Genomic DNA, 26,701 nt, shown 5'->3' with positions numbered 1-26,701 from the left:
GACTATTCCTCTTCGTACTGCTGTCGTTCCTGCCGAGTCGCTTTGCGAGCGGAGATAATCCGGATATCTTCGTCCCGCAATGTGTAGACAACCACCAAAACTCTGCCAAATGCATCGACCCCAATCGTGATAAATCGTTCCTCATCAAACCGCTCGTCTGGAATCGTAATTGCCAGATCATCGGAGAAAACGGATACTGCATCAGCGAAGTCAATACCATGCTTGCGAAGATTGGCTATTGCTTTGTCCCTATTCCATTGGTAAGCCATCTCAATTATAGTATGCACACCTGTACATACTACCAGGAGCAAGCCCTGTTACCTCTATTTGCTCTGCAATTACCCAAAACAGCTATCCTTAAAGCTTTGAGCGCAATTTGCTTTGCTGCTAACAGGTAAGCTTCATGTACAGTCCCAACCGAGGACTAGAGGGCTAACGGCAAAGCTCAACGGTGGCAGGCAATCTTGGCGTCACCACCAATGTCTTAGCTCCGTCCGTTGCAGCGCAGCGTTAGCCTGCTGGCAACAGCAGATTGTAGACAACCTTACTGTACGAGAATCTAAGCATATAGCAGTTGATTCATTATTTCATCAGCCATCAATGCACTCACTAAAATGCCAATCCGCCGTGCGACTTCATAGGCATTTTTCTGAGGTACAACGATAATCCCAGAGTGCTGTTTGCCCTCCTCTATGTACTGAAGATGCAACCGCTCAAAATCAACGCGATTGTGTGTCAGAATACATCTACCCAAAGAAGCTGCTAATTCAAGCTGTTCACGATCGGTTTTGCCAAGGCTTGCTTGTTCAGGGACAGTTGTGACATCAAGACCACGCGATCGCAACAGCGTAGCGACTAAAGCTGACATATCTTCGTCAGTGTAAAGGGCAGCAAAAACTGTCATAACGTGCCCAGTACAGCCTTTACAGATGGATGCACCAATTCATCGGGTACTTGGTTGCGCTCAATATAGTCATTAATCTCTGCTTGATGATCAAGATAGAAACTCAAAGCATCGAATACTTGCGCCAAAGTCAAGTGCGGCAAATGACTCAAGATCTCCTCTGGCATAACACCCAGTCGCCATAGGCTAACAATGGCACGAACAGATGTACGAGAGCCTACAATGATAGGCTCTCCACCTAAAATCTCAGAATTGCGCGTAACATAGCGTGAGAGGGTTTCAGCAAACATAAGCTCAATCACTCAGCAGAACCAGCTTTACCTCTAGTTTACCAAGAAGTGAGGATAACCAGGGACAGAAGGTTAGAGCGGTACTACATCATGCTCTTCTATAGATTGTCAGGGTGAATAAACTCCTACGCGAATTTCCACCCTTCTCATGTTGGGGTCGTCATATCCATATGCCCAACCCTGTAGAATATCTACTTGAACATTGGGAATACAATACTTCATACGCTCGTCTAAAACATCTTCTTTGAAAAATCTTGCCCGTAATTCAGGTAAGTGTAAGTTGTTATACCATCCATTCATTGCAGTGTTTCTAATGACGGGGGTAGATTCCCAATTGCCAGGTCGATTAACTCCGTTTACTTCATAGTTGTTGTTTGGATCTGCGCCTATATAGGGATAGATTGATACTTGTTGATATTTATAGCGTTTAGAATATTGGTCGTCTAATCTTCCTATCCAACAATTTTTCCCTCCTCTTTTACAAGCATCTGCAAATCCCTGGACAAAAAACTTGGTTTCCTTGGGAATCAAATTAAGTATGACAAAAGAGGCAACCATATCATCCAGAAGACTCGTTCTTATTGGTATTGAGATTCCTACTGGAAGCTTCTTAAAAGCGCTGAGTTCAATCTCAATGTCACCTAGGAGATTAGACCATACATCATAGTTGTATCTCTTCTTCATCACTGCATTACTATATGTACGAACCTTATTACAAATTCTGTCAGCTTTTTCTAACTTCTCATGTAGAAGAGGAGTAACATATTGTTCAATTGGGAATAGATAAGCATCTAACCTTTCCAAATCATAAGGAGAAAAGATCTGGTAGTTTGGGAAAAGTTTGTATGCCCTAGTCGCTCCACTCCTCCCCTGTGAAAGAAAGTCTGGAAATTGGAAGCCTATTGGCTGAACAGACATAAGTCTAGGTTCTTTATTATTGTCTCTCGGAGATGGAATAGAAGGTTCTCCAGGTGGTTCAGGCATTGTCTCTCCTGGAAGAAGAATTTTTTCCTCATCGCTCGTTGTAAATTTTGTCCCAGGCATGTAATCACGAATCAATCGCTCAATACGTGTTGTCAAATCCTGCTGCTGTTGTGGTGTTAATTGTGATTTTCCCAGCAGACTGGTTAAATCTTCAGAACGACAAGAGCCTATGCTCAAGGCGGCTATTAGACAACCTAACAGAATTAGATATCTCCACCCTTTCCCTCCTAGACTTCTTCCAGCAGAATTTGGCCGACTTGCCTCTCTTCTTCGCCTCATTGATTTATATAGATTTAGTTGCAACGAACTGTCCGTGAAACGATAGCCTCTCAAAGGAACTTGCAGGCTAACGGCTCAAATCAGCGACGGCAAGCAATCTCGAACTCAGCACCAGCGGCTTTTGGCTGTCCGCTGCATTTGAATTGTTAGGCTGCTCCACCCACACCGCCTTTGTGTACTTCATAGCGCAACTCAACCATGCCAGCACCCATCTGATGAACAGACACTAGGCGCAGAACTGGGTGTAGCACTCTGCGAGGGAATAGCGGCTTACCCTTGCCGAGGGGAGCCGAGCCAACCTGAATGATAAGCTCATCCAGTAAACCAGCATCGTAGAACTGACCAGCCAGATCTCCGCCTCCAACTATCCAGATATTTTTGGTGCCAGCAGCAGCTCGCATTTCAGCGTGGACATGATGCACATCTCCATTGACGAATTGGATGTTCGCACCTTCGATTATTGGAAGTTTGCGACTAGAGAATATCCAGCTTGGCTGAGTGTATGGCCACGCTGAGCCAGTCTCAGCGGCAACCTTTTCTGTGTTGCGTACCATCCATTCGTAAGTTGCTGATCCCATTGCCAACGCACCCACATCTGAAATGAACTCTGGATAGCTGGAGTCATTCAGGTCGCCAAGTGGAAACAGCCAATCTAGTGAGTCATTCTCAGTAGCAATGAAGCCATCAAGACTTGTCGCTGTGAAGTACTGAGTTTTCATTCTTGTATGCAACTCCTAAGCGTGACTTCAAGCGCCTAACTACTAATTAGACTGAATTTTTCTGCCTAATCACCCTGATAAGCTAGATATACAGAAAAGTTTCAGTATATCTGCCTATATCAGCAGATTAGACTGAAACTTTTCCGCATATTACTCCTGATTCAGGTGATTATCCGGAAATTTTTAGCATATTTTCCCTTTCCCTTTTAGGTAGGTCTTGTACCATTTGCTATAAGTAATGCAAAGCGCTATGAAAGCCAAGAAAATGGCTGGAGCAAATGCGTGAAATCCTTCGACTCCAACCTCCTTTTGTACTAAGCAAACATATCTTCAGCCAAGTTCAACAATTGATGACAACTTGCTGCCATACGCTTGTATTTGGCTAGCTTTTGGTCTATTCTGTCCGATACTGGTTTCTCAGCCCTAGAGAATCAGAACCCTGGCTTAAGGCTCAGGGCGCTGATCCAGAGTGTTACCGCACCCGTGGACCAGCTAACCTAACTTCCTGTAGTAGGCAGGAGGTAAGGCTGTGTTGATTGTACAAGATCAATTAGCAGCCTTGCTGATGTCCCCAGTAGTTAGGGCAATCTGCCTTAAGCCTTTCCTCTCAAATTCATCAGCGAGGCTACATGACTATGACCACCGAGTTCAACGAATTGTTGAATACACCATGTGACGACCGAGTGCAAATCTGGATTATTGGCACGCGAGACCAGGTGATCCACCAAATGAACGACTTCACCGTCAAGCGGATTGCCACCGACCGTGCCCGGTTCACGCCTCTGATTCCGGCTCCGTTTGAAGGCAAGTACATGACTGTATTGGTGAGGTAAAACTCACAAAACAGAAAACCGACCCGTTGCAGCAATCGATCTAGCGACGGGTCCATTCACCTGTTGCTGAACGGCCAATTCGCTCAAGATGGTCCTCACCTTTTTAGTTGTCGAGTTCAGTTGTCGAGTTCAGTTGTCGAGTCGGGGGTTGCCGCTTAGCATCAAGAGAGAACTAATCGTTAACAACCCGAATGCAATTATGAACGACAAACCATCGTTGATTCTGCGAGCTGAGCAAATTGCTAACAGTATGCAAACCTTCTCGCATCCCTGGAATCCCCAATCAGAGATTTCGGGCACCTATTTGGGACGAACTGTAGGGCTGAAGCGTACTGGCGTCAACTTTGCGAAGCTCGCTCCCGGTAAGGAATCGTTTATTTACCATTCGCATTACTGCGAAGAAGAATGGATTTACATTCTGTCTGGTTATGGTACGGCAGAAATTAACGGAGAGGAATTTGTAGTGGGTGCAGGAGATTTTATCGGATTTCCGACGCCTTCAGTTGCTCACCATCTCAGGAATACGGGTGATGAAGACCTAGTGTATCTGATGGGAGGAGAGAATTTAGACGTCGAAATTGCCGACTTTCCACACTTAGGCAAGCGAATGCTGCGACAGAAAGATAGCGTGGAAATTTACGATATTGCTGATGCCAAACCGTTTGGTCCGCTGGATGCATAACAGGGTCAACCCTACTCAACCGCTCCCAGCAATTTCAGGTTAAGCTGTTGCGCCACGGTGAGGCCAGTTGCGTTGCTAATATTCATGCCCTCATAGGGGCGGGGAATGCGGAAGGTAGCGCTGAACTGGTCTTGCTGCCATAGTTTAATCGTTTCATCCTGGCTACAGCTCGCCAGCTTGGTGCCGTCTGGGCTGTAGATGAGGCATTTCACCCAGCGGTCGTGAGCTGGAATACTGTGGCGGCAGGTGCCGTCTAAATTCCAGAGTTTGATTGTAGTATCGGTACTGCTGCTGGCAACAGTTTGGCCATCGGGGTGAAACGCCAAGGAGAGCACCGGGCCTTGATGAGCTGCAATTGTTTGTTCACAAACAGCCTGTTTCAGGTTCCAGAGTTTGATCACCCCATCCGCACTGCCGCTGACTAGAGTAGTGCCATCTGGACTGAGAGCAACGCTGCGGATCCAGCCCTGATGGCCGACTAACGTTTGCCGCAACTGACCGCTGGCCGCATCCCAGAGCTTCAGGGTCTGATCCTGACTGCCGCTGACCAACAGGGTTCCGTCCAGGCTGAGGGCTGCACACCAGACGCCGCCGGCATGACCCTGTAGAGTTTGATAACATTCACCGGTCTGACTGTCCCATTGTTTGAGGCTGCCGTCCAAGCTGGCGCTCCAGAGCGTAGTGCCGTCGGGACTATAGAGCACCGCAAGAATCGCATCCTGATGGCCGATTAACCTGCGCAGCAACTGCTGAGTACGCCGATCCCAGATGCAGATGGTTTGATCTTCACTGCCACTGGCGAGTCGCGTTTGGGTCGGACAAAAGGTCACCGACCAGATCCAGCTTGTATGGCCTGCTAGACTGCCCAACAGCGTTCCGGTCTGGGCATTCCACAAGCGAATTTGCCGATCCTGGCTGCCGCTGGCGAGGCTGGTACCGTCCGGGCTAAAGGCCACTGACCAAACGCCATTGCTGTAGCCCTGAAGTGTGCGCAAACAAAGGCCCGTCTGGCTGTCCCATAGCCGCACTGACTGATCCTCACTGCCGCTAGCGAGCCAATCGTTTTCTGGGCTAAAGGCCACCGCCGCCACCCAACTGCTATGCCCGGATAGAATGCGCAGACTGTCTCCGGTGCGGTAGTTCCAGAGGCGAACCGTGCGATCTTCGCTGCCGCTGGCTAAAGTGCGACCATCGCGGCTAAAGGCAATCGTGCGGATTGGTTGATTGTGGCCCTCTAATGAACGTAGACACCGACCTGTTTTGGGATTCCACAGCTTCAGATCGCCGTCGGCTCCTCCACTGGCCAAGATCTGCCCATCGGGGCTAAAGGCCAGCCCTGTGCCGATCGATGTTGTCCGAGCGTATCTCAGAGCTCTAGAACCAATAGGAGTAGTCTCACTGAATGGGCGAAATTAATGAGCAGAGCTTTCCTCAAAGCTCTGCTATCGGATTTTCATAACGCAAGCCAGGAAAACGTGTGAAGTCCCTATCCGTGCTCGCAACCCTTGCACCACAAGATGCTGCCATTGCGGCGAGGTGAGCATCCATAACAAGATCGCCTTTTGCTTGTCCGTCAATCAGCATTTCCTTGAAAAGGGGCCAGTTATTTTTCCCAAGTGAGACCAGATGTGCGTTTTCCAAATCCAACCATGATTCGACAATGTTAACCGCATCGATCAGATTCATGGGATGTTTCTAGATCCTGGGATTAGTTACAATTCGCAAGAAACCAGAGATTGTTTGCCAAAAAAATACCACTTCATCTGACAAAACATTCTCAAGCCTCGCCGATGCATCCTAAAAGAATCGGCTGGAGTCATCATGGGCATAAACAAGTATGTTGATGTCGGGTTTGATCATCTGCGAAAAGGAACTTCGATCTGATCGAGGAGTTCTTCAATGTTATCGAGATCAAGCCCTTCGCGCAGTCCCAGCGAATAGGCTTTTACCTTGAATCGTTTCTTCTTCGGGGTTAAAGAAGCAGTTTTCAAACTGCGGCGGAGGTGTTCATTCACTAACTGCTTGAAAGTCTTACTCGGGTCTTTCTCTAGCTCCTTCTTAAGACCGTATGCAATATCATCATCGATTGTCAGAGTCGTTCTCATAATTGCGAGTACGATTCCCGAAATTGGGGAGAACGCCAACATCAAGACATCATTAAAGTGATGCCTTGATGTCTCTAATTTGCTTGCCTATATCGGGTTTGAAAATCTTCTTTTCCGAAGACACGGTCCAGCCAAAGGTTCGTTAGTTTTTCCTGGACGCTGTTGGCTTTTAGGCGATCGTTCAGGTTTTTGAAATCAACGAAGTCGAGATGCTGGTCCTGGTTAAAGCACGAGAACACAAAAAATTCCTCGCCGGTATGCGGGTTAACGTGCCGCTGAAGACACTGTGCACAGACCTCTTTCATCATGCATTGCATCGGCGAATTTATTGACCCGATCGCAACGTGATCGTGCCTTAAAAACGGCTTCAATACGCCATGCCGTGCCTCCCTAACACCGTTCATCATACGGTCGGAGCCTATGGCGATGATGCGGTCGATATCGTGGAAATGAACGCTCTGCTCACCGAGCTTTCCCTCGGCATAAGCGACCATCGCCTGCACGATGTTCCCGCGGAAATGCGCGTCTTGCGGACGCTGCGGCAGGATCTCATCGCCGAAATCGGTCGCCCAGATCACTTGGTCCGTTGCTTTCTCGATCTCTTCGCGTTTGAACAGATCAGCACCATTCTTATAACCGGCAAAATATATAACGCGGTTATTGTTCTCCCGAAGCGCTTTGGCGATCGAGAAAAGCACGGCATTGCCAAGTCCGCCGCCGGCGAGCATTATCGTCTCATTCTTCGGTATCTCGGTTGGCGTTCCGGTCGGACCCATTACAAGAACTTCTTCACCTTCCTTCAAAAGCGAACAAAGGCGGGACGAGGTTCCCATTTCCAGGACTATCATCGAAAGCAGGCCTTTTTCCTCATCCACCCATGCCCCTGTCAGGGCGAGGCCTTCCATCATCAGCCGCGTGCCGTCAACCACTGGCGCCTGCGTCTCAAAATTCTGCAAGCGATAGAACTGTCCGGGCTCGAATTTCCGAGCCTGAAGCGGAGCCTTTACTACAACGTCCACTATCGTCGGCGTCAATCTCTCTACCTTTACAACATATGCCCGAAGCTGGTCATCCAAAGCGGCAACAAGTATGTCAAAGATCGCATCTTTCTCGGCCTGCGGCAGTGCTCCGCGTTCTGCCATTTCATCGGCAAAAAGCTCCACCACTTTTGAATACCCATGCTTCGCCGAAGCCATTGCCTTTACGACATTGCCAGCATATTTTGGATGATTGTCTCCATAGTATGAGATGAACTTGCCGTCGTGTTCATACGACGTGAAGAACGCCGCTTCACCTTTTGCGGCTTCGGCAACGTGCAGCTTGCCGTCGCCATTCCGTTCTATCTTGAACGGCTGAAAGAATTGCCGCCATTCATCCAGCTTGAATGTGCCCGGTTTTTCCTTTTCGTAGATCACGTTCGGCGAAGTGCCCGCGGCAACGCAGACCGTGCGTGCGGGAAATTCATGTATCTCACCGGTCTTTTCAAATTTGCCCGTTTCTGCGACATATTCTAGACGTTCAAATTTCAGTGCTTTTACCGCATTGAACTCATCCGGCACGGCCTCTGTCGGCGACATACATTCGACGAAATCGATGCCCTCTTCGAGAGCCTTTTGAACCTCTTCATGATTCAGCCGATAGGCCGGCGAGTCCTGAAGCCGTTTCCTGTAAACCAGTGAAACGCCTCCCCACGACCGCACAAGCGGGATGAAATTCGGCTCCTCACCTGCTGCCTCGGCACGTGCTCGTTCGGCGCGGATCGCGCGTCCGTGTTCAAGGAATTCACGAATGGTCATAAGTTCTTCCGGATCGAACTGCTTCATCACGTGCGTCTCACCGAATTCTGCAACCACGTCCTCATACTTTTGAAGCATCTTCTCGACCTGGATCGGATAATATGCGAACAGCTCCGTTGCGGTATCGATGCCCGTCAGTCCGCCGCCGATCACCACGGCCGGAAGCCGGACCTGAAGATTTGAAAGAGTGTCTTTCTTGAATGCTCCAGTTAGCTGCAGGGCCATCAAAAAGTCCGACGCCTGACGAATACCACGGATCAGATTGTTCTTCATCGGCACGATCGTTGGCCGGCCGGCACCGGTCGCGATCGCTATATGATCAAAGCCGAAGTCCCACGCGTCCTCGATCGTCAGCGTTCCGCCAAAGCGAACGCCGCCGTAAGCACGGAAACGTTTTCTCCGCTGCAGCATCAACTGAACCATTGTCAGAAAATTCTTGTCCCAACGGACCGTGATGCCGTATTCCGAAACCCCGCCGAATCCGGAAAGTATCCGCTCGTCAAGCTCTTCGGTGATCTCAGAAATATTGCGGATCGGTTTTGGACACATGCGGGCAAGACTTCCTGTCCATTCTGATGGCAGCGGCTCTATCTTCAGACCATCGATGCCGACAACGCCAAAACCTTCGTTCAATAGATACTGTGAAAGCGTATAGCCTGCCGGGCCCAGCCCCACCACAAGGACATTCTTTCCGTTATACGGAAGTGAGTAAGGCCGCTTCGCGTTCAAAGGATTCCAACGCGTTAACAGGCTGTAGATCTCAAAACCGTATGGCAGGTTCAATACATCCGTCAGCGATGCTGTCTCCGCAAGCGGAATGTTTACAGGCTCCTGCTTTTGGAAAATGCATCCCTTCATGCAGTCGTTGCAGATACGGTGCCCGGTCCCGGCACACATCGGATTGTCGATGGTTACGATCGCTAACGAGCCGATCGGGTCGCCCTGTTTTTTGAGCAGATGCATCTCTGAGATGCGCTCATCCAGCGGGCAGCCCTCCGTCTTGATCCCAAGCGGATTGCGTTTCGCCGTACCGTCCGGCTCACGGAGCCCCGTTGAGCACGCATCCTTTTCGCGCTCGTGACAGATCATGCAGTAATCGATCTCATAAAGGGCGTCGCGCATCGTTCCGCGGTCATCGGTCAGCTTAAATCCGACGCGTCGGCGAAGATCCTCATCGCGCCCGCGCATTATGTTATGAAGCTTTGGTTCAGGGTGTATGAGATGGACCAGATTCTGGTAATCGAGCGGATGCGGAGTTCGAAATGCTACAAACTTTTTATCTTTCTTGTGAAAATGCAGTGCCGACCACCTTTCTATTATGTCGAGAGCGGCCCTTATCTGCAGCAGATCGCCTGTGTCCTCAAGCTTGAGAACGGCTTCGTTGAAAAGTTTCTCAAACGGTCGGTCTTTGAGCTTTTCGTAGCCCCTCGTTATAAGCTCCAAAGTCTTAGCGGTCTTGTCTGAAACATCCTCGGTCTTAGAGAGATTCTCTTCGGCGTCGATCAGCGACATCGCTATCGTTGCCATCGCGAGCTCTTCATCAAAAACAAGCGTGTCGTCAAAGACCTTATTTCTAAACTCCCGTACCGCCTCTTCTAGTTCCGCCTCGTTAAAATTCTCGACCGTTGAAAGATCTTCGACCGATCGGTATTTCTTGATGGCCCTGCGCTGGACAAAAAATTTGTATCGCCAGATCGGATCCTGTTCAAGGATCGTGCGTTCAAGCTCTTCACGCTCACGACTTATCTTAAAAAGACGGGCAACAAAATCCGAAAGAAAGGGAGCGGCGTCGGTCAATATCTTCGATTCGACCTTGCGCTCATATCCCTGCCCCTTTGACGCTATATATTTACTGAGAGCATCGCCGAGAAGCGGCTCTTTTTCACTAACTTCGGCATAGAAGACATCTGCAAGCTCTTTTAGCCGCAATGGATCAAAAAGGTCTGAATATTTGAAACCTGCTATGCCCAGTTCCATATCAAAACCGTTCGCTAGGGCACTTATTTCGGAATTTGCTGGCATATCTAACTTTATAATTGCTTAAAAAACTGCGTTATGACCAAACTTTCAATATAGCACCCGAACACAGCGGCGAACAATGGAGCGCGCGGCCCGCAAACGCCGCGGCATCCGGCTAACCTCAGCCAATTCAAAGATATTTATAGGCGATTTGCCGCCAGTTGTGCTATAAATCAAGTTTACGCAGTATTTTCCGGCACGACCCGGCTGTTCACGAATTGGAGTATGGAGCAAGATCAACGCCTGACCGCATTACCGAGATCCGGTGAGATAAGAGCTACACCTGCTGAGTATCCGCCGGCTTATTCATCGTATTTCGACGAAGATGGGTCGGAAGGCAAGCGGACGCTGCAGCAATACATCAGCGTAGTTTATAAGCGGCTGCCGATCATTCTTGCGATCGTGGTGCTGGCAACGGCCGCGACCGCATTCTATATGTATCGCCAGCCGACACAGTACCAGTCCACGCTGGAACTACTTATAGAACCCCGAAAGCCGCGTGTAACTTCGAAGGATTCGATAAACATCAATTTCGGCAACGACCTCAACTATTACAATACGCAGATACAGCTACTCTCTAATCCGGGCCTGATGCGCGACGTGATAGTCGAACTCGGTCTCCATCGTCAGCCTGATCTCTTTGGAAATCGGAGCGGACGTGTCGGTTCCCTTTTCGGCTCGCTCTTCGGTTCCTCTAATGAATCGGAGGCATCGGCGGCTACATTACCGATAATTTCCGAGCAGCCGATAACCGCTAAAGACGAGAAACACAAACCTCTTACGCCGGAGGAAGAAGCGCGCGCTTCAAATTACGCCTCACAATTCTCGCTGGCCGCAAGTCAGAAAGACCGCACAAATCTGGTTATAGTCAACGTTAGGTCAATACATCGTGATCTGAATCCTATAGTTGCGAACAAAGCTGCAGAGCTTTTCCAACGCAAAGATGCAGACCGCGAACAGGAAGGCGCACGCCGCGCGGTTGCTGATCTTCAGGCATCTATCGAAGAACTTCAGGCCGCTATAAACAATGACGAGGCCGAACTCATACAGAAACAGAAGGAATTCAACCTTCCGTTAGCGGAAAAGGGGCAGGACCTTGCTGCAAGCAGGCTGGGCAGCTTAAGTGAGACCTGGCTAAAGGCGATGGAGTCCCGACGCCAGCTTGAAAGCCGTTACAACGCTGCTGTTGCCGCAAACGCTCGTGGGGAAGGCGCTAATATGCCGGACCTTTATGAAAACAAGATATATCAGGATACTGTCCGGCTGAACACGGAACGAAGGGCAAAGCTGCAGGACGACATAAGAAATCTTGATAAACAGTTACAAGAACTTGAAGCCAAACGGCAGGCTGATTCGACCAAATACACGGACGAGCATCCAGTAATGAAGGCCCTGATCGCCCAGATCGAATCCATCCGCGAAACGCGGGCAAGAACCGAGAAAGAGGTCTCCGAAACCATTGCACGTGATGAGGCAAAGATAAAGAAAGATGCGGTCTCGGGTGCCCTCGTTGCGCTCCGTTCGCAGCTTGAAGCCAAGCGCCGCGAAGAGGCTCAGGCTCAGGCGGCCTATGATCGCGAGGCAGCTCTCGCAAACATTCAGGGCCAGAATCAAACCCAATTGACCTCGCTGCGACAGCGCATCGAAACGAACCGAAATCTTCTCGGAACACTTTCACAACGGCTTCAGGAAGGTCTTCTCGCGATCAATACCGAGGCCCCGAACAACATCAAGACAGTAAGAGAGGCCGAGGGAGCCGGCGCGATCGGTCCGGCCCGTGGACGCAATATCATTGTTGCAATGATAGTGGCTTTTGCTGCGGGCATAGGACTGGCGTTTTTACTTGATTACCTTGATGACTCTGTGAAGACGTCTGAAGATGTCGGCCGCCATCTCGGCCTGCCGACGCTCGCTCTTATCCCACATTACTTTGGGAATGAAAAACGACGGCTGCGGCTTTCGTCCGGAAATGGTAACGGAAATGGAGCAGGAACGGGTCTGGTTACGCTAGAAGAGCGCCATTCTCCCATGGCCGAAGCCTATAGACACTTAAGAACATCGCTTCTTTTCTCGTCTGCCGGCAAACCGCCGCAAACCATACTTATCACGTCATCACAGCCAAGTGAGGGCAAAACGACGACCGCAATAAATACCGCCATTACGCTTGCCCAATCGGACGCAGACGTAATAATCGTTGATTGCGACCTTCGCCGGCCGCGAATCCATTCGCATTTCGGGCTTGATAATACTCAAGGACTGACTAATTATCTTTCCGGAGAACGAAAGACTGAAAATCTGATAAAGGCTTATCCCGGCCTTCCGCGGCTTAAGGTGATCACCAGTGGACCGATCCCGCCAAACCCTGCGGAACTCCTGAGCTCCAATGAGATGAAGAATTTGCTGCAATTCCTCCGCGGCAAGTACAAGCACATAATCATCGATTCGCCGCCCGCCATCTCATTCACGGATGCCGCAATTCTTGCAACCGTCGTTGATGGTGTTGTCTTGGTCGCGATGGCGGGCAAGAGTTCAATGCATCTTATCCGCCGGTTCAAACAGCGGCTGGCAAACATGGGAGCACGTATCTACGGCGTTGTACTGAACGGTATCAAGGCTGGCTCTATGGAATACGAATACTACGGCTCGGGATATTACGATTATTATCGTAAGGCCGAAGATGATCCGACGACTCCCGTTATGGAAGATGCCGGAACCTTCAACAGACCGAACGGTTAACCATCAATATATTTTCTTAGAGATACGGTCCACTCTGGCAACGGGGTAAGGCCGAATTCATTCTCCCGCTCAGAACCGAGCATTGAATGCGGAGGCCTTCTGGCAGGACGGGCAGAAATCCGACAACCCGTAGCTATCGCGTTGGCGTAGAGGATTCAACAAGAATTGTCCGCCATACGATCCATCCGTCTGAAGACCCGAAACATCGTCCATTGACTTCGAGAAAGTGTAGTTGAAGTCATAGGTGAGTGTTTCACCAAGTCTCTGACGGAATGACACCGTACCACCGTGATAATCGGAATTAGCAAACGTGCCGAATGCAGACAATGCCGCATATTGTGGGTGGTAGAACATATTCGGAAGTATGCCTGGATTGTTCGGCAAAGTGATACCTGTTTGTGAGCGGAAGCCCTCGATATCATCGATCAGCAACTGCACAAATGTGTAGTCATCAATGTCAAATCCAGTCCTCGCAATCAGCGCATAGATGGCTTGTGTGTTGTTCTGTGCGCCGATGCCAAAGATATTGAATGCCGTTCTAGCCCCTGGGAACAGATTTTCCCAGAATGGAATTGGGGCAAGACTGTTGATTGGACGATCTGATCTGCGAGCATCAACAAGTAGTCCCATCGCGGTGTAATAGTCCATCCCTGAGACTGGATCGACTAGATTGTTCAATGCAAAGATGTCCCGAGCACCAAACAATTTTCGTCCCGAGCGGCCAAGATATGAGGCCTCGATATACATTCCTTTCGGAAGGCTGCGTCCGAATGAGGCATTCCAGGTGTAATGGGTCGGCGAAACGATGGTGCCATCAAGCGAAGACTCTATTCTCTGCTGCTCATCGGCGGGCTGTGAAAAACGTTGCAGAGGAGCAGGAATACCCGGAAGGGCCCGAATATCTTGGTTAAAGCCTGTGAATAATGGAGCCAAATTGGTCGTTACATTGTAAGTGTTAGCCGAGATTGTTGTGCTACTCGTAAATCCGATCGCTGACAGTCCATCAAAGCTAACCGCCAGCTGGCCGCCAAAGTAATCGTTGAGCATACGGAATCCACCGCGGAGAACAGAATCTCCTTCGTTACCGAAGAAGAACCTACCGACTTTTCCGCCGATGTTTGGCGTCCAGGCAGCAGCGATGCTCGGCTGAAGATTGTTCCAATCCATACTGTAGAACCCGCGGGCACTATTCTTAGGTCCGCCGAGCTGGAAGAAAACAAGTTCGTTTAGCGGTATGCCGACCGCAGCACTGGCTTTTCTTCTTTCGAAGATCTCACCCAGTCGAGTTGTCGGAACCACCTGGAAGCCGTTCTGCTCATAAACCGGACGGCTAACACCGTAACGAAGCCCCATGGTTAGTGTTAGAGTACGATGGACCTTCCAGGCATCCTGTATATAACCATCATATTCTTCGGTCGCAAAGGTCCTTGCTGAAGGAGTGCCGGATGGCAAAACACTGCCGTCAATGTCAAACGTGAAGTTGCCCGAATACTGCGAGTAACGTCCTATCAGGGCGGTCGCAGCCGCTTGAACGGTCGGCACGCTGCCTGAGGCGATCGTATAACCTGCATTCGTGATCTGCTGGTTAACAACGGCGCCCGAAGATGCATAGAACGAAGGATTGGTCACAGCGGCATCATATGCCAAAGCAAAACTTCGTCGCTGATTCCTAATAATACGGACATTACCGCCGATCTGAACCGTATGATTTCCCTTTATCCAGGTAAAATCATTGGTAATATTCTGCACCGGCGTTATCCGGTCAAGAGTCCTCGCAAAAAGAAGCGGGGAAAAAATAAATCGAAAACTAATGTTGTTCGCCGATGAATCACCCTGGCTACTAAACGCCTGTCTGGTCAGACCATAGCGCAAATTGTTGAAACGATTTGTACTGATGGTCCAGTTGTGGCCTACAACAAATCCATAAGGATGGCTCCACAGGCTCGTAGCCGGGGTGTCTGGAAATGCCGAGATACCAGCGGTAGTATCCCATTGATAGTTCCCCCGGAAAAACAACTGGTGCTTACTGTTCACATTGTAATCGAGGCGGGCAATGTGGGTGTTTTCCTTGTCGGTGGTTGGCGAATTGAAAAGAAACCCCCCTGTGTTGAATCCGTCACCAACGATCGTATTGTTTGACGCATAACGCGTTGCTGCCGCATTTAACGTGGCGACGGCAATCGGGTTGATGCCAGCTGCTGAATATATCGAATTCAACTCAGCCAAGCCGATCGCACAGTTCCCACCAGGCCTTTGAGGGCCTGAACAGCTTGGACCTGAGCCATTGAAACGGATGACCCCTTGCCCCAAATGAGCCAGCGGCACTGTTCGGTTCACAGAGGCATCCTGTTTCTGATACTGCCCCTCATAGGAGTAAAAGAAAAAGAATTTGTTACGAACGATGGGTCCGCCTATTCTTCCACCATAAACTGAACGAGCGATGCTGGGCCGTTCTACGCCCGCAAGGTTATTGAAGAAAGTATTCGCCGAAAATGCGGTCGGTCGATAAAAGTAAAAAACAGCTCCGCGGAAATCATTCGTACCACTTCTGGTGATCAGCGATATCTGGGCACCTGATGAACGTCCCTGATTTGCGTTCGCACCCACGGTGGTAATCCTAAATTCCTGGACCGACTCTGAGGTCGCTCGAAGAGCCGAATCTAGGGTAAGATCAAATGAGCCGGAACGACCACCCGTCTGCTGGTCATTAATATCCACGCCGTCGAGAGTGATGTTCGCCTGATCGCTTCTACCACCAGCAACGTATCCGTCCCGGGTCACGCCCGGCTGAAGATTAAGCAGGTCGTTAACACGCCGAAGGTCGGTCGGCAACTGAGTGATCTGTTCCGGAACGAATGTATTTCCGATCGAAGCATCTTGCGTGTTTACAAGTGATTCAATGGTGCTGGTAGTAACATCAACAGTAACTGAAACATCGCCTGGTTCAAGCGAAAAATTTGCCGTGTTTGGGGTGTCAACCAGGGCCTGAACATTATTATTCTGTGCTTTCTTAAAGCCACTCGCAGTCACCTCGATACGGTATGTCGCCGGCTGCACGGACGCAAAACTGTATCGCCCGACCTCATTCGTTACGACCGTACGAGAAAGCCCGGTTGCGGCATTTGTCATCACCACCGTTGCACCTGCAACAACCGCACCATTCTGGTCTGTAACGGTTCCGCTTACGGAGGTGGTGCCGGACTGAGCAAATGTTGTGGAAGCAAAAAGAATTACCGCAAACATTGCTGAGAGACCGGATACGACATTTGTTCGTAGATTCCTAAACCTCATAGTTCCTCCTAACTGAGTGTAGAAAAATTGCAGGACGTTGCGCCTCAGCCTGAAGCTAGGCATTTTCCGTTCCATACCGGAACACTGGCAAAAAGGCTGATTTTACGCAATAAACACGCTGACCACGTAAGCGTGGGATTGTGTAAATATGCAATTTTTGGAAAAAATTCAAAATTCTGTGGAAATAGTGAAGGCATTATAGACTTTTTTTGCTTTGAATCCAAGCATGGATCGATTTTGCCGCAGTCGAGCCTGTTCCTACAGCCGTCGCGATCGTCGGCGAAACTTTGAATGCAACATCCCCAACAGCATATATTCCTTCAGTACTTGTTTTGCACTCGCGATCGACCTCAACGTAACCATCCATATCAAGTTTGACAAATTCGGAAAAGGGTTCGGTATTAGGTGCAACACCTATGCGAATCAACGCATTTTGGGCTCCGATCAAAGCTTCTGATCCATCTTCGACATCTCGTATTAGAACGCCTCTCAAAGATTCATCGCCAACAAACCTTGTGACGGTAGTGTTTATGCGCACTTCAACGTTCTCGCAATTCAAAGCGGTTTTGATGATCGGACTACGCGCACGAAGCTCAGAGCCGCGATGGATAATAACGACCTTCTGAGCAAAACCAGCCAGAATTGCTGCATTTTCTACCGCTGCATCGCCTCCCCCTACTATTACGACGGTTTTGCCTACAACCGCCGCCGGATCCTTTGCACCCGACTCGAGAATACCCTTGCCTTCAAACTCTATCTCCCCCTCAACTCCAAGTTTCCGTCGCCTAACGCCGGTTGCGATCACAAGTGCATCATACTCAACGACATTTCCTGACCTTAGATCTACTTGTGATCTTTCGATTGAGATCGATCTGACCTCATCTTTCTCGAATGAAACTCCAAAAGAACTGGCCTGTTCATGAAGAATCTTAGCGAATTCAGCTCCGGAGATGCCTTTGATTCCGGGATAGTTTGTTATGTCATTATAGATACGATGCAATTGCCCGCCTGTTTCCGATGCACGCTCAACCACAATGCATTCAAGACCCAGATCACGGAGCCAGATCGCTGCTGAAAGTCCTGCGACACCTCCACCAACAACTATGATCTTTTGTGTCTTCCCCATGATCCGATTGACGGTCTCTCAGATTGACCGATGATCACCATTTCTGCCAAAAATTGGCACACAGTTACCTTTTTCTGTCACAGATAAGGAGTGGATTGCTTTGCGCAAAAATCCTCGATTTATTGTATCTACTACACTTACCGCCATTCATTTAACATCTGCTCATAAGAATTCGTTGGCACTTGAATTGCTGTTCTGGAGATCTGCCCCGGGCGAAGTGTAACTTTTGCCCGTTACGCATGCCGTTCGGAGACCAAACTGCTCGCCCGAGCACTTCAAACATAAACCTATGAAGATCGAAGTAGAAACGTTGTCGCCCTCTTTCGCCTCACCTGTCGCAGTAAACGCAATAAATGAGCACAAAGCAACTGACCAAAGTATAGATGAATTGCTCTCTTTTGCCATAAGGAAAGCACAGTCAGGCGAACGCCCGGAAGCTCGCGCCGCTCTTTTTCGAGTTACGGAAGCTGATCCGAAGAATGAGAACGCTTGGCTTTGGCTCGCGTCGATAAGCGAGTATCCCGAGGAGCTCTTGATCTTTCTTAACAACGTCCTCGAGATCAATCCGGAGAATCAGCGGGCGATCGAATGGAAATCGGCGACGAATGCTCTGCTTTCAAAGACATTTGTGCAACGTGGTATCGAAGCTGCTGAAGCTGAAAAAAGAGATGTAGCGATCGAATGCTTCAATCGCGCGCTTGAATTTGACAGTGAGAATGAGACGGCCTGGCTTTGGATGGCATCACTTGCCGAAACTTCGGAATCGCGAATCAATTTTCTTGAGATGGTCCTTGAGATCAATCCATCAAACGCCTCGGCTCTTAAGATAATGTCCAGGACAAAGGATGAATTAACTGGTTCAAGACTGCAAAATGCAAGATCCGCTGCGGCCGCCGGAAATAATCAAGACGCATTGGCGATCATAGACGAGATCATCAAAGAGAACGACGATTGTGAAGACGCTTGGTTCCTGCGATCACATCTTGTTGATTCTTTTACAGAAAAAACGGCAGCACTTGAGCGTGTCGTCGAGATCAATCCGGGAAACGAGGCCGCACTCATTACGCTTCGTTCAATTTACAGTCTGTTGGGACTGTCCAGGCCGCATGAATCTGAGACAACAAGCGATAACGCCGGTAGCGAGAGTTCGGGGTCGTTCTTCTCCTACGAACCGGACAATGACCGTGCTCCGACCCAGGAGCTAGAGATACCTGAAGCTATCCGTGAGGAAGTGGCAGATCTAGAGCTGAGATCTGGAGCAAATACCGAGAAAGAGGAACAGGTCGAGGACTGTTCCGATCTATCTGATTCGCTCGTAACCGAAGATGTTTCGGAGATTGCCGCTCTTGCCGACGAAAATACTAGCGAGCTCGTGGCAGAACCAGGATCGGCCGAAGCGATCAATGAGGAACTGAGAGTTTATCAAGCGGAAATGCTTGCGATGGACACCGCGGATATGGAGCCCGATGTTGTCGCAGACATTGTTGATGATACGGAGTATGTCGTCGATGCGGATTTGGTCGCGGATGCCGTAGCAGAATCGGGAGATTCGACGGAAGTACCTTCCACAGAACCGGCCATCTTTTATCTCAGCGATGAGATCTTACCTAGCCAGAAAGCCGATCTGTTCAGCCCGCCGCAAGATTCGACGACCGAACTTAACGAGGAAGTTGAAGCCCTCACTGACGATGATGTGATCCGGGTCGTAGGTGCCGAACATTATGCTTCCCCCACATCGGAAACGGTTGAGTTCAACGCTGAGGAGTATGTCGAATCGATAGACGACCCTTTTGCTCAGGCAGCAGATGAAACATATGAAGATCAACAATCTGGCGCGTATGTATTCAACGGAAACGATGAAGCCGACGCACACGGCCATGGATCCGAGGGATCGGAACATATCGCTGCAGATGTGGATGTACCCAGGTATCAAGAGTCGAATGAAGAACTTTCTCTCGATCCTGTAACTTTGGAATTCCCTTCAGCTTACCAGGATGATCCTGATAGCAAGCCTGAAAGCACCTTTGAGCCCATAGCTGAAGAGTTCAATAGTAGCCAACTATCAGAGCAGATCGTGATAAAGGCAGCTGAATCAGACGCGACCGACCCCTTTAAAACCATTGCAAATCTTGATGGTGAAGAAGTTGCTGTGTCGTTTGAGAGCAACGAAAAGGAATCGACTTTGCTCGTGCCGGAAAAAGAAGAATTGGCAAAAGACGCAACTGAAGAGTTCGATCACGCTATCCCGCTACCTGTTGAAAACTCTGAACGGTCGTGTGCTTTTTGCCGATCGACAAATGACGCCAGCTCGATATCCTGTCGCTCATGTCTCGCGGTCTTGACCGTATCTGACCTCGATCTAGTGATCAACAATCGAAATGCTGACAGATGGGTCATCCGGAATGCGGTAGAAAAAATGGAACTTGAATCAAAGATGCGGCCGTTCAACGAGACCGAGCTGACAATGTTGGCCATCGGGCATTTGAATCTGCAAAATCTTGATGCCGCCTACAACTATTTGCACGCTGCCGCAAGACTTAATCCAGATAACGTCATCCTGGAATCTCAAGCCAATGCATTGCTGATCCGCATCGAGGACCTCAAAAAACAAGATGAGGCACACGGGGCGATGCCGAAGAGTAAACGGATACTCGTAGTTGATGATAGTCCTACCGTTCGCAAGCTGATCGCTGGAAAGCTCGAGAAATGCGGACACATCGTGAGTTGCGCATCCGACGGTGTTGAAGCGATCGCCTTGGCTAAAGACTCGAATCCGGATCTCGTGTTGCTTGATATAAATATGCCTAGAATGGACGGATATCAGGCGTGTAAGTCTATGCGAAACACTCCTGCAACGGCTAATGTTCCGATCGTAATGATCTCCGGGAAGGATGGCTTCTTTGATAAGATCCGGGGTAAGATGGCGGGGTGCTCGGGATACATCAGCAAGCCCTTCGGCCCTGAGACACTTATGCGGATCGTAGAAGAACACCTCGCCGGAAAAGCTGTCAGTTTTGAAGACGATCAAGATGGGCCGAGCATGGATCCGGATCTTGATCGCTAACAGTGTTCCTTAAGAAAGACGCCTACCTGAGGCGCCGCAGCTTAATGAGACATTGTCTTTCATTCTTATTTCCGCCCAATTTCTCCCACCAGTCTATTAGTAAGTGATTTCCTCACGGCCTCTCCAAACCTTTGCGGTGATGCCGGAGATACGGCGTGGCATTATCTTTCCGCGCTCCGGGATGAACTGTTTCAAAAAGTCCACATCCTTCCAGTCCACATAATCCGGAACGATCTGACGCGGACGGCGTCTGTGGTATCGACGCGGCATCTTGTCGCCGAATGTCTCATCGCCAAAATCTGCGTTTGGTGTTGTGTCAAATTCTTTCTCTGCCATAGATCCTCCTACTGAGCTACCGCCTCTTCTGACGCAGCGACCTGTTCTTCCGTGGGTCTAAATCGTGCTCTATTCTCAGCACGTTTCTCACGCCGAGAGCGCAGTTTTTCTGCGGTCTTCCGGTCTTCATCGACCCGAACGGTAATGTAGCGAATGATCATGTCGTTCACACGCATTCTCCGCTCAAGCTCGGCGATCTCCTGTCCGGTCCCCTCGATCTCATAGAGAACATAATATCCTTCGGACTTCTTGTTTATCGGATACGCCAAGGTACGGATACCCATATCGTCCATTCTTATCACGGTGCCGCCTTCTTTTTCGACGAGCTTGCCCACCGCTTCATTCAGTTTTCCGATCCTCTCTGTGGGCGTATCAGGATCAACTATGTACATTACTTCGTAAGTTCTGTTAGCCAATTTAATCTCCTCCTTTTGGCTTTCGAGCCTCGGAATTCTCTACCGAAGCAAGAAGGTTACTCCTTTTCCTGTCTATTAAACTCCGCCATCGCAGTTTCGATACCTAAAGTGATCACGGCTCGGATCGCGCTGGCACTTCTTTTCAAGATCTCCTCAAGTTCTCCAGATTCACTATTGGAAAACCCCTGAAGAACAAACTCCCTTGCGTTCGCTACCGGATGATCGGGCATTATGCCTATCCTGAGCCTGACAAAATCGCTTGTGCCGGCCTGATCGATGATCGATCGAAGACCGTTGTGTCCGCCGTGCGAACCTTTTGGCCGCAGCCTTATCTTTCCGAACGGAAGTGCCAGGTCGTCCGAGATCACGATCAACTTTTCGAGCGAACGTTCAGACTTCCGCAATAAACATTTAACCGCTTCACCGCTAAGGTTCATGAACGTTTGCGGTTTCGCGAACTCCACGGTCAAACCCGAAATATTTCCCCGTCCGACAAGCGATCGGCACTCCTCACGCTTTATTGTCGTGCCCATCTCGAGAGCCATTAGGTCAAGGACCATGAACCCGAGATTGTGCCGCGTTCTCGCATACTCCGTTCCCGGATTGCCAAGCCCTACAACAAGCCAATTACTGAAACCAGCGGTTACCTCAGGCATATACCATCAATGGCTCGCGGCAGAACGGGATTCAAAGAACTACTCTCCGCCTTCCTCTGAAGCAGGGGCTTCAGACTCAGCAGGTGTTTCACCGACCACCTCAGGCTCAGCTCCTTCTTCGATCTGCGGTTCAAGTTCGGCCTCCTTGACGATCACGATCGACGCGACAACCGTTTCCGGAGCATCTACGACCTCGATCCCATCGCCAACTTTTAGATCCGATACATGCACTGCGTGTTCGGGCGTAAGACCGACAACGTCTACCTCGATAAACTCTGGCGTCTTGGTCGGCTCACATAGAACCTTTACTTCACGCATCGCATGCGACACTACCGCTCCTTCGGGTAATTCTGATTCCGGCTCACCTATAAAGTGCAGCGGGACGGTCATCTCGATCTTTTCCCCTTTTGCGAAGCGGCGAAGATCCGCATGGATCAATCGCCCTTTGATCGGATCCACCTGGCGGTCCTGAAAGATCACGTCGTGAATGCCATCGCCTTCGATGTCTATCGAAAATACTGTGTTCACGCCTGTATCAGACCGGATGATCGCGGCCAGATCGCTGAGCTGGGCAGAGACAGCGACGCTTTCGGTCCCTCCGCCATAAACAACGACCGGTATGCGGCCCTCGGCGCGAAGCCGGCGATTCACGCCTTTTCCGCCGTGCTCTTTTTTCTGTGCCTTTACAACAAATTTTTCAGCCATAACTTTTCTTTTTCAGCCGCAAACGAACGGCCATTAATCATATGAACAATGACGAGACGCTGGTTTCATCGTGAATAGACTTGATAGCAGACGCAAGCAGCTTACCTACGCTTAGTATCTCTATCTTCCCGCCTTCAACCAGCGGCCTTCCATTCTGTTCGACCGGTATCGTATTCGTAACGATCACCTTCTTCAAGTAAGAGTTCGTAATGTTATCCACCGCATTTCCTGACAGAACTGCATGGGTAAAACAGGCATAAACCTCATTCGCTCCGGCTTCGTGAAGTGCTTCCGCGACCTTACATATAGTGCCGCCGGTATCACACATATCGTCAACGATCAGGCAATTCTTACCATCAACGTCACCGACTATATTCATCACGTCAGCCTCATTCGCCCGCTCGCGACGCTTGTCGCATAATGCCAACCCGGCATCCAAGCGTTTCGCATAAGCCCGAGCCCGTTCGGCACCGCCGGTATCGGGTGCAACGACAATAAGATTATCGATCGGATTGTTGCGAAAGTATTCGACAACTATCGGCGCCGCATACAAATGATCGACCGGAATATCAAAGAAACCTTGAATTTGCGCCGCATGCAGATCCATCGTCAGGATCCGCCCCGCACCGGCCTTAGTAATTAGATTTGCGACCAGCTTAGCGGCTATCGGAACACGCGGACGATCCTTCTTATCCGAACGCGCATAACCGAAGTACGGGATCACGGCCGTAACACGCTCCGCCGATGCCCTGACGAATGTGTCGATCATTATCAACAGCTCCATCAGGTTGCGATCCGTCGGCGGGCATGTCGGTTGAACTATAAAAACATCGCTACCGCGGACATTCTCTCCGATCTGGAAATTGAATTCGCCATCGGAGAACCTGTCGGTAGAGGCCTTTCCGAGATCCAGTGAAAGATGCCCTGCGATCTCTTCGGCCAATGCTCGGTGTGCGTTGCCAGAAAAGATCTTTATGTTCCCAGTTACGCTCATCTATCTGTCTTGATCGTCAAAAAAGCCACGATCGAACATTCCCTGTAAAAGGTTCCGGACAAAGTAAAAGCGGGCGATCCGGCTACAGATCACCCGCTTCGATCACGATCAAGTGGCTGGGGCGGGAGGATTCGAACCTACGAATGCCGGATCCAAAGACCGGTGCCTTACCACTTGGCTACGCCCCAACAAATACAGACGTATCTATAAAGAAACTGATCGGAAGCAGGCTAGAACACTTCTTTAAGTGCCTCGCGATATTCTCTTCGCGAGATAGCCGCTACGGCAAAACTTCGCCAGTCGGATTCATTTCCGAGGGCTTTCATCGCTGTTTGCCGTGTCTCTTCGTTTTCAAAAGAACCGTAAACCGTCGCACCGCTGCCGCTAAGGGCGGCCTCGGAGGCTCCGAGTTCAAGCAACCTTTGCTTTACCCGCTCTATCTCCGGATGTGCCTTGAACACCGGTTTTTCAAAGTCGTTTTCTAAGCTGATCCGTTCAAGATCAGCATTAGCTGCCTCAAAACGACAATTGAGAAGAATACTTTCCGCTGAATCAGTTGTCAAGCCAATATGATTCAAAGCTCTGAACGCTGCAGCGGTCGAAACTGAAATATTAGGAGTGACCAATACCATTGGTGTGGATCGTATATCCGGCAAAGGCTCTATTTCAGTTCCTCGGCCCGTGCCTATCGCCGTCCCACCGATCAGAAAGAATGGAACATCCGAGCCTAGCGATGCAGCGACCTTGTACAGGTCTTCATAAACGCAACCTAGCTTCCAAATCTTGTTAAGGGCCAACAGTGTAACGGCAGCATTTGACGAACCGCCGCCCAAGCCCCCCGGCGATGGAATGTTCTTCTGAAGCCGGATGGACGCCCCGACCTTAAGGCCTGCCATTTTTTGCAAACTCTCGGCTGCTTTAATGATCAGATTTCCACGATCCGTCGGAAGCGATTTGTCTGAACATTCAAGCCGCAGATCATCATCCAGAGTAAATATAAGCTGATCGGCTAACGAGACGGTCTGAAACACGGTAACAATGTCGTGAAATCCATCGTTCCGCCTGCCTAGAACGCGCAACCCGAAATTTATCTTCGCAAACGACGAAACGGCAAGCGAATTCATAACATACGCATAATACACCCATAATAATCGAAGCTGGAGAGATCGATCCGACTATAAATCAAAAAGTATTTGATGACCCCTGCCTCTAGCTCAAACGGACAGACCATATTAAGGTCATATAACCGTACACTTCCATAAACAGCAAGAGACCGGTTGGAGCAGGTAACCGGTCTCTATTAAGTTTGATCCTAAACAAAGATATGCTAACTGATCTCCCGAAGGACGATCTTCTCCGCGCCGGCTTTTGCCGTTCGTTCTGATGTTAGCTTTTCGAGTTCTTCGATGTGCATCTGCTCGTCAGCGATCTGGCCTTCAAGCCAGAATTTTTGAGGCAGGTCATTGTCATCACAAGCCGCCCACGCAGCCATGTAAGCGGTAATGGCTTCTCTTTCAAGTTCGAGGCCTTGTTTCAGCATCTCATCGATGTTCACAGACTGACGGATCATCGCAGGCTCTACAGTTGGGATCCCTCCAAGAGCGACGACCTTGTCGCCAACAACCTCAGCGTGCTTCTGCGCTTCCTCCGCCATGTCGCGAAAGAAATCCTTGAATACCTCACGGTCCTTACCCGTTACCAAATAGCTGTGCTGCGAATACTGAATAATACCGGCTAGCTCATACGAAAGCGCCTTGTTCAGATTTTCGACTAATTCTGCTCTTCCCATAATTCCCCCAAAATCCATCCCTGAGATGGTTCTTCTTTTATGAGAATAGCTCCACGAACTAGATATGTCAAGTTAAGTCCTTTGTTTTCAACTAGTTAATATTGAATTCCAATTTCAGTTTCTATTCAAAAACCAAAACCGTACGGTAGAATTGGACCTGGATCCAAGGGAATCTTGAACGAAACTGGCCGTTTTGGTTATGTTATCGTGCCGCCATCAACGGTAATAACCTCGCCATTCATATACGAATTGCGCGGGCTGACGATAAAGGCGGCAAATTCGGCGAGTTCCTTTGGCTGGCCAAGTCTGCGGAGAGAAACCCAGTTCTCGTGAGCGGCGTGGAGATGTTCGGGAAGCGTATTACCAAGATCTGTATCGAAAATCCCGGCCGCGATCGCATTAACAGTGATCCCAAAATTTGCGGCCTCGCGCGAGAGACATTTCGTAAAGCCTATCATCGCTGCTTTTGATGTGGCGTAGTGGACAGATGTCGGCAGCGCCCTGATCGCTCCGATACTGGTTATATTGAGAATGGTTCCGGCACGCTCACGGATCATCTGCTTATAGAATGGTTTTGTTACTGCAAACAGGCTGTTCACGTTTGTATCCACGACCCAATCCCAGCTTTTGTCTGTCGTTGTGGCAAAATTATCAGCCTTATTGACTGCAGCATTATTTACAAGGATATCCACCGCTCCCCAAGCATCTCGTATTTCGCGGGCAATATGCTTCATTCCGTATCTATCGGTTACGGAAACCTTGAAAGCAAGTGCTTTTCGGCCATAACCTTCAATTGTCGCTTTGATCTTCGCGGCAAGATCGTCACTGGTATTGTAGTTGAACGCAACGTCTGCGCCTTCGCGAGCGAACACTTCGCAAATTGCCGCACCGATACCCCGTGTCCCGCCGGACACGAACGCACGCTTCCCTTCTAACAATAGATTCAAAATAGTCTTCCCCGAATTATTGCGGTATGA

General features: G+C 49.6%; 23 protein-coding genes and 1 tRNA gene. 4 read left to right on the top strand and 20 right to left on the bottom strand.

Features of this window, described 5'->3' with window-relative positions; all coding sequences use genetic code 11:
- Positions 1–2: 2 nt before the first annotated feature.
- From JVX88_RS07750 to JVX88_RS07730, 5 genes are all read right to left on the bottom strand, one after another.
- Entirely contained in the window at positions 3–269 is a 267-nt protein-coding gene (locus tag JVX88_RS07750; RefSeq protein WP_211626761.1) for a BrnT family toxin, read from the bottom strand.
- Between the two features lie 290 nt (positions 270–559).
- Positions 560–904 (bottom strand): DUF5615 family PIN-like protein, encoded by a 345-nt coding sequence (locus tag JVX88_RS07745; RefSeq protein ID WP_211626760.1) that lies wholly within the window; start codon positions 902–904, stop codon positions 560–562.
- Positions 901–1,194 (bottom strand): DUF433 domain-containing protein, encoded by a 294-nt coding sequence (locus tag JVX88_RS07740; protein ID WP_211626759.1) that lies wholly within the window; start codon positions 1,192–1,194, stop codon positions 901–903. Before JVX88_RS07740 ends, JVX88_RS07745 begins: the two co-directional genes overlap by 4 nt.
- A 108-nt stretch (positions 1,195–1,302) precedes the next feature.
- Positions 1,303–2,274, bottom strand: a complete 972-nt coding sequence (locus JVX88_RS07735; protein ID WP_211626758.1) for a hypothetical protein — start codon at positions 2,272–2,274, stop codon at positions 1,303–1,305.
- Between the two features lie 329 nt (positions 2,275–2,603).
- On the bottom strand, positions 2,604–3,176 hold the full coding sequence (locus tag JVX88_RS07730) for a dihydrofolate reductase family protein (RefSeq protein WP_211626757.1): 573 nt from the start codon (positions 3,174–3,176) through the stop codon (positions 2,604–2,606).
- Between the two features lie 635 nt (positions 3,177–3,811).
- Between JVX88_RS07730 and JVX88_RS07725 the strand changes: the two genes are divergently transcribed.
- Positions 3,812–4,009, top strand: coding sequence for a hypothetical protein (locus JVX88_RS07725; RefSeq protein WP_211626756.1), 198 nt, complete (start codon positions 3,812–3,814; stop codon positions 4,007–4,009).
- A gap of 199 nt (positions 4,010–4,208) precedes the next feature.
- On the top strand, positions 4,209–4,691 hold the full coding sequence (locus JVX88_RS07720; protein ID WP_211626755.1) for a cupin domain-containing protein: 483 nt from the start codon (positions 4,209–4,211) through the stop codon (positions 4,689–4,691).
- An 11-nt stretch (positions 4,692–4,702) separates the two neighbouring features.
- On the opposite strand, the gene JVX88_RS07715 is transcribed toward JVX88_RS07720, so the two are convergent.
- The 4 genes from JVX88_RS07715 to JVX88_RS07700 all read right to left on the bottom strand — a co-directional run bounded on the left by JVX88_RS07715 (position 4,703) and on the right by JVX88_RS07700 (position 10,614).
- Positions 4,703–6,025: a WD40 repeat domain-containing protein gene (locus tag JVX88_RS07715; protein WP_225931505.1), complete on the bottom strand. Its 1,323-nt coding sequence runs from the start codon at positions 6,023–6,025 to the stop codon at positions 4,703–4,705.
- A 97-nt stretch (positions 6,026–6,122) separates the two neighbouring features.
- Positions 6,123–6,377: a hypothetical protein gene (locus JVX88_RS07710; protein WP_211626753.1), complete on the bottom strand. Its 255-nt coding sequence runs from the start codon at positions 6,375–6,377 to the stop codon at positions 6,123–6,125.
- A gap of 170 nt (positions 6,378–6,547) precedes the next feature.
- A complete protein-coding gene (locus JVX88_RS07705; protein ID WP_211626752.1) occupies positions 6,548–6,796 on the bottom strand; it encodes a hypothetical protein in 249 nt (82 codons plus the stop codon).
- Between the two features lie 74 nt (positions 6,797–6,870).
- Complete coding sequence (locus JVX88_RS07700) at positions 6,871–10,614, bottom strand: FAD-dependent oxidoreductase (protein ID WP_211626751.1); 3,744 nt, start codon at positions 10,612–10,614, stop codon at positions 6,871–6,873.
- Positions 10,615–10,836: 222 nt separating this feature from the next.
- Here JVX88_RS07700 and JVX88_RS07695 point away from each other — a divergent pair, with 222 nt between their 5' ends.
- The gene (locus tag JVX88_RS07695; protein WP_211626750.1) at positions 10,837–13,347 is read left to right on the top strand and encodes a polysaccharide biosynthesis tyrosine autokinase; all 2,511 of its coding nucleotides are present in this window, start codon (positions 10,837–10,839) and stop codon (positions 13,345–13,347) included.
- 69 nt (positions 13,348–13,416) lie between these two features.
- Here JVX88_RS07695 and JVX88_RS07690 read toward each other — a convergent pair whose 3' ends face one another.
- Both JVX88_RS07690 and JVX88_RS07685 read right to left on the bottom strand, forming a co-directional pair.
- Positions 13,417–16,590 (bottom strand): TonB-dependent receptor, encoded by a 3,174-nt coding sequence (locus JVX88_RS07690; protein ID WP_211626749.1) that lies wholly within the window; start codon positions 16,588–16,590, stop codon positions 13,417–13,419.
- Between the two features lie 244 nt (positions 16,591–16,834).
- Positions 16,835–17,764, bottom strand: a complete 930-nt coding sequence (locus JVX88_RS07685) for an NAD(P)/FAD-dependent oxidoreductase (protein ID WP_211626748.1) — start codon at positions 17,762–17,764, stop codon at positions 16,835–16,837.
- 289 nt (positions 17,765–18,053) lie between these two features.
- Here JVX88_RS07685 and JVX88_RS07680 point away from each other — a divergent pair, with 289 nt between their 5' ends.
- Positions 18,054–20,828, top strand: a complete 2,775-nt coding sequence (locus JVX88_RS07680) for a response regulator (protein WP_211626747.1) — start codon at positions 18,054–18,056, stop codon at positions 20,826–20,828.
- Between the two features lie 96 nt (positions 20,829–20,924).
- On the opposite strand, the gene rpsR is transcribed toward JVX88_RS07680, so the two are convergent.
- The 9 genes from rpsR to JVX88_RS07635 all read right to left on the bottom strand — a co-directional run bounded on the left by rpsR (position 20,925) and on the right by JVX88_RS07635 (position 26,671).
- Positions 20,925–21,164 carry a 30S ribosomal protein S18 gene (gene rpsR / locus JVX88_RS43915; RefSeq protein ID WP_410503754.1) on the bottom strand — a complete coding sequence of 80 codons (240 nt, stop codon included), beginning with the start codon at positions 21,162–21,164 and terminating at the stop codon, positions 20,925–20,927.
- An 8-nt stretch (positions 21,165–21,172) separates the two neighbouring features.
- Positions 21,173–21,580, bottom strand: coding sequence for a 30S ribosomal protein S6 (gene rpsF, locus JVX88_RS07670; RefSeq protein WP_211626746.1), 408 nt, complete (start codon positions 21,578–21,580; stop codon positions 21,173–21,175).
- A 56-nt stretch (positions 21,581–21,636) separates the two neighbouring features.
- Positions 21,637–22,236, bottom strand: coding sequence for an aminoacyl-tRNA hydrolase (gene pth / locus JVX88_RS07665; protein WP_211626745.1), 600 nt, complete (start codon positions 22,234–22,236; stop codon positions 21,637–21,639).
- Positions 22,237–22,275: 39 nt separating this feature from the next.
- A complete protein-coding gene (locus JVX88_RS07660; RefSeq protein ID WP_211626744.1) occupies positions 22,276–22,941 on the bottom strand; it encodes a 50S ribosomal protein L25 in 666 nt (221 codons plus the stop codon).
- A 37-nt stretch (positions 22,942–22,978) separates the two neighbouring features.
- Positions 22,979–23,935 carry a ribose-phosphate diphosphokinase gene (locus JVX88_RS07655; protein WP_211626743.1) on the bottom strand — a complete coding sequence of 319 codons (957 nt, stop codon included), beginning with the start codon at positions 23,933–23,935 and terminating at the stop codon, positions 22,979–22,981.
- 113 nt (positions 23,936–24,048) lie between these two features.
- Positions 24,049–24,123 (bottom strand) — tRNA-Gln (locus JVX88_RS07650).
- 42 nt (positions 24,124–24,165) lie between these two features.
- Complete coding sequence (ispE, locus tag JVX88_RS07645; protein ID WP_211626742.1) at positions 24,166–25,059, bottom strand: 4-(cytidine 5'-diphospho)-2-C-methyl-D-erythritol kinase; 894 nt, start codon at positions 25,057–25,059, stop codon at positions 24,166–24,168.
- A 203-nt stretch (positions 25,060–25,262) separates the two neighbouring features.
- Positions 25,263–25,724: a bacterioferritin gene (locus JVX88_RS07640; RefSeq protein ID WP_211626741.1), complete on the bottom strand. Its 462-nt coding sequence runs from the start codon at positions 25,722–25,724 to the stop codon at positions 25,263–25,265.
- A gap of 197 nt (positions 25,725–25,921) precedes the next feature.
- Positions 25,922–26,671: a 3-oxoacyl-ACP reductase family protein gene (locus tag JVX88_RS07635; RefSeq protein WP_211626740.1), complete on the bottom strand. Its 750-nt coding sequence runs from the start codon at positions 26,669–26,671 to the stop codon at positions 25,922–25,924.
- Between the last annotated feature and the right edge of the window lie 30 nt (positions 26,672–26,701).

It is taken from the genome of Leptolyngbya sp. 7M (assembly GCF_018128485.1).
Note: the sequence above shows the minus strand (reverse complement) of the source record. Positions and strands in the feature narration are given on the sequence as shown.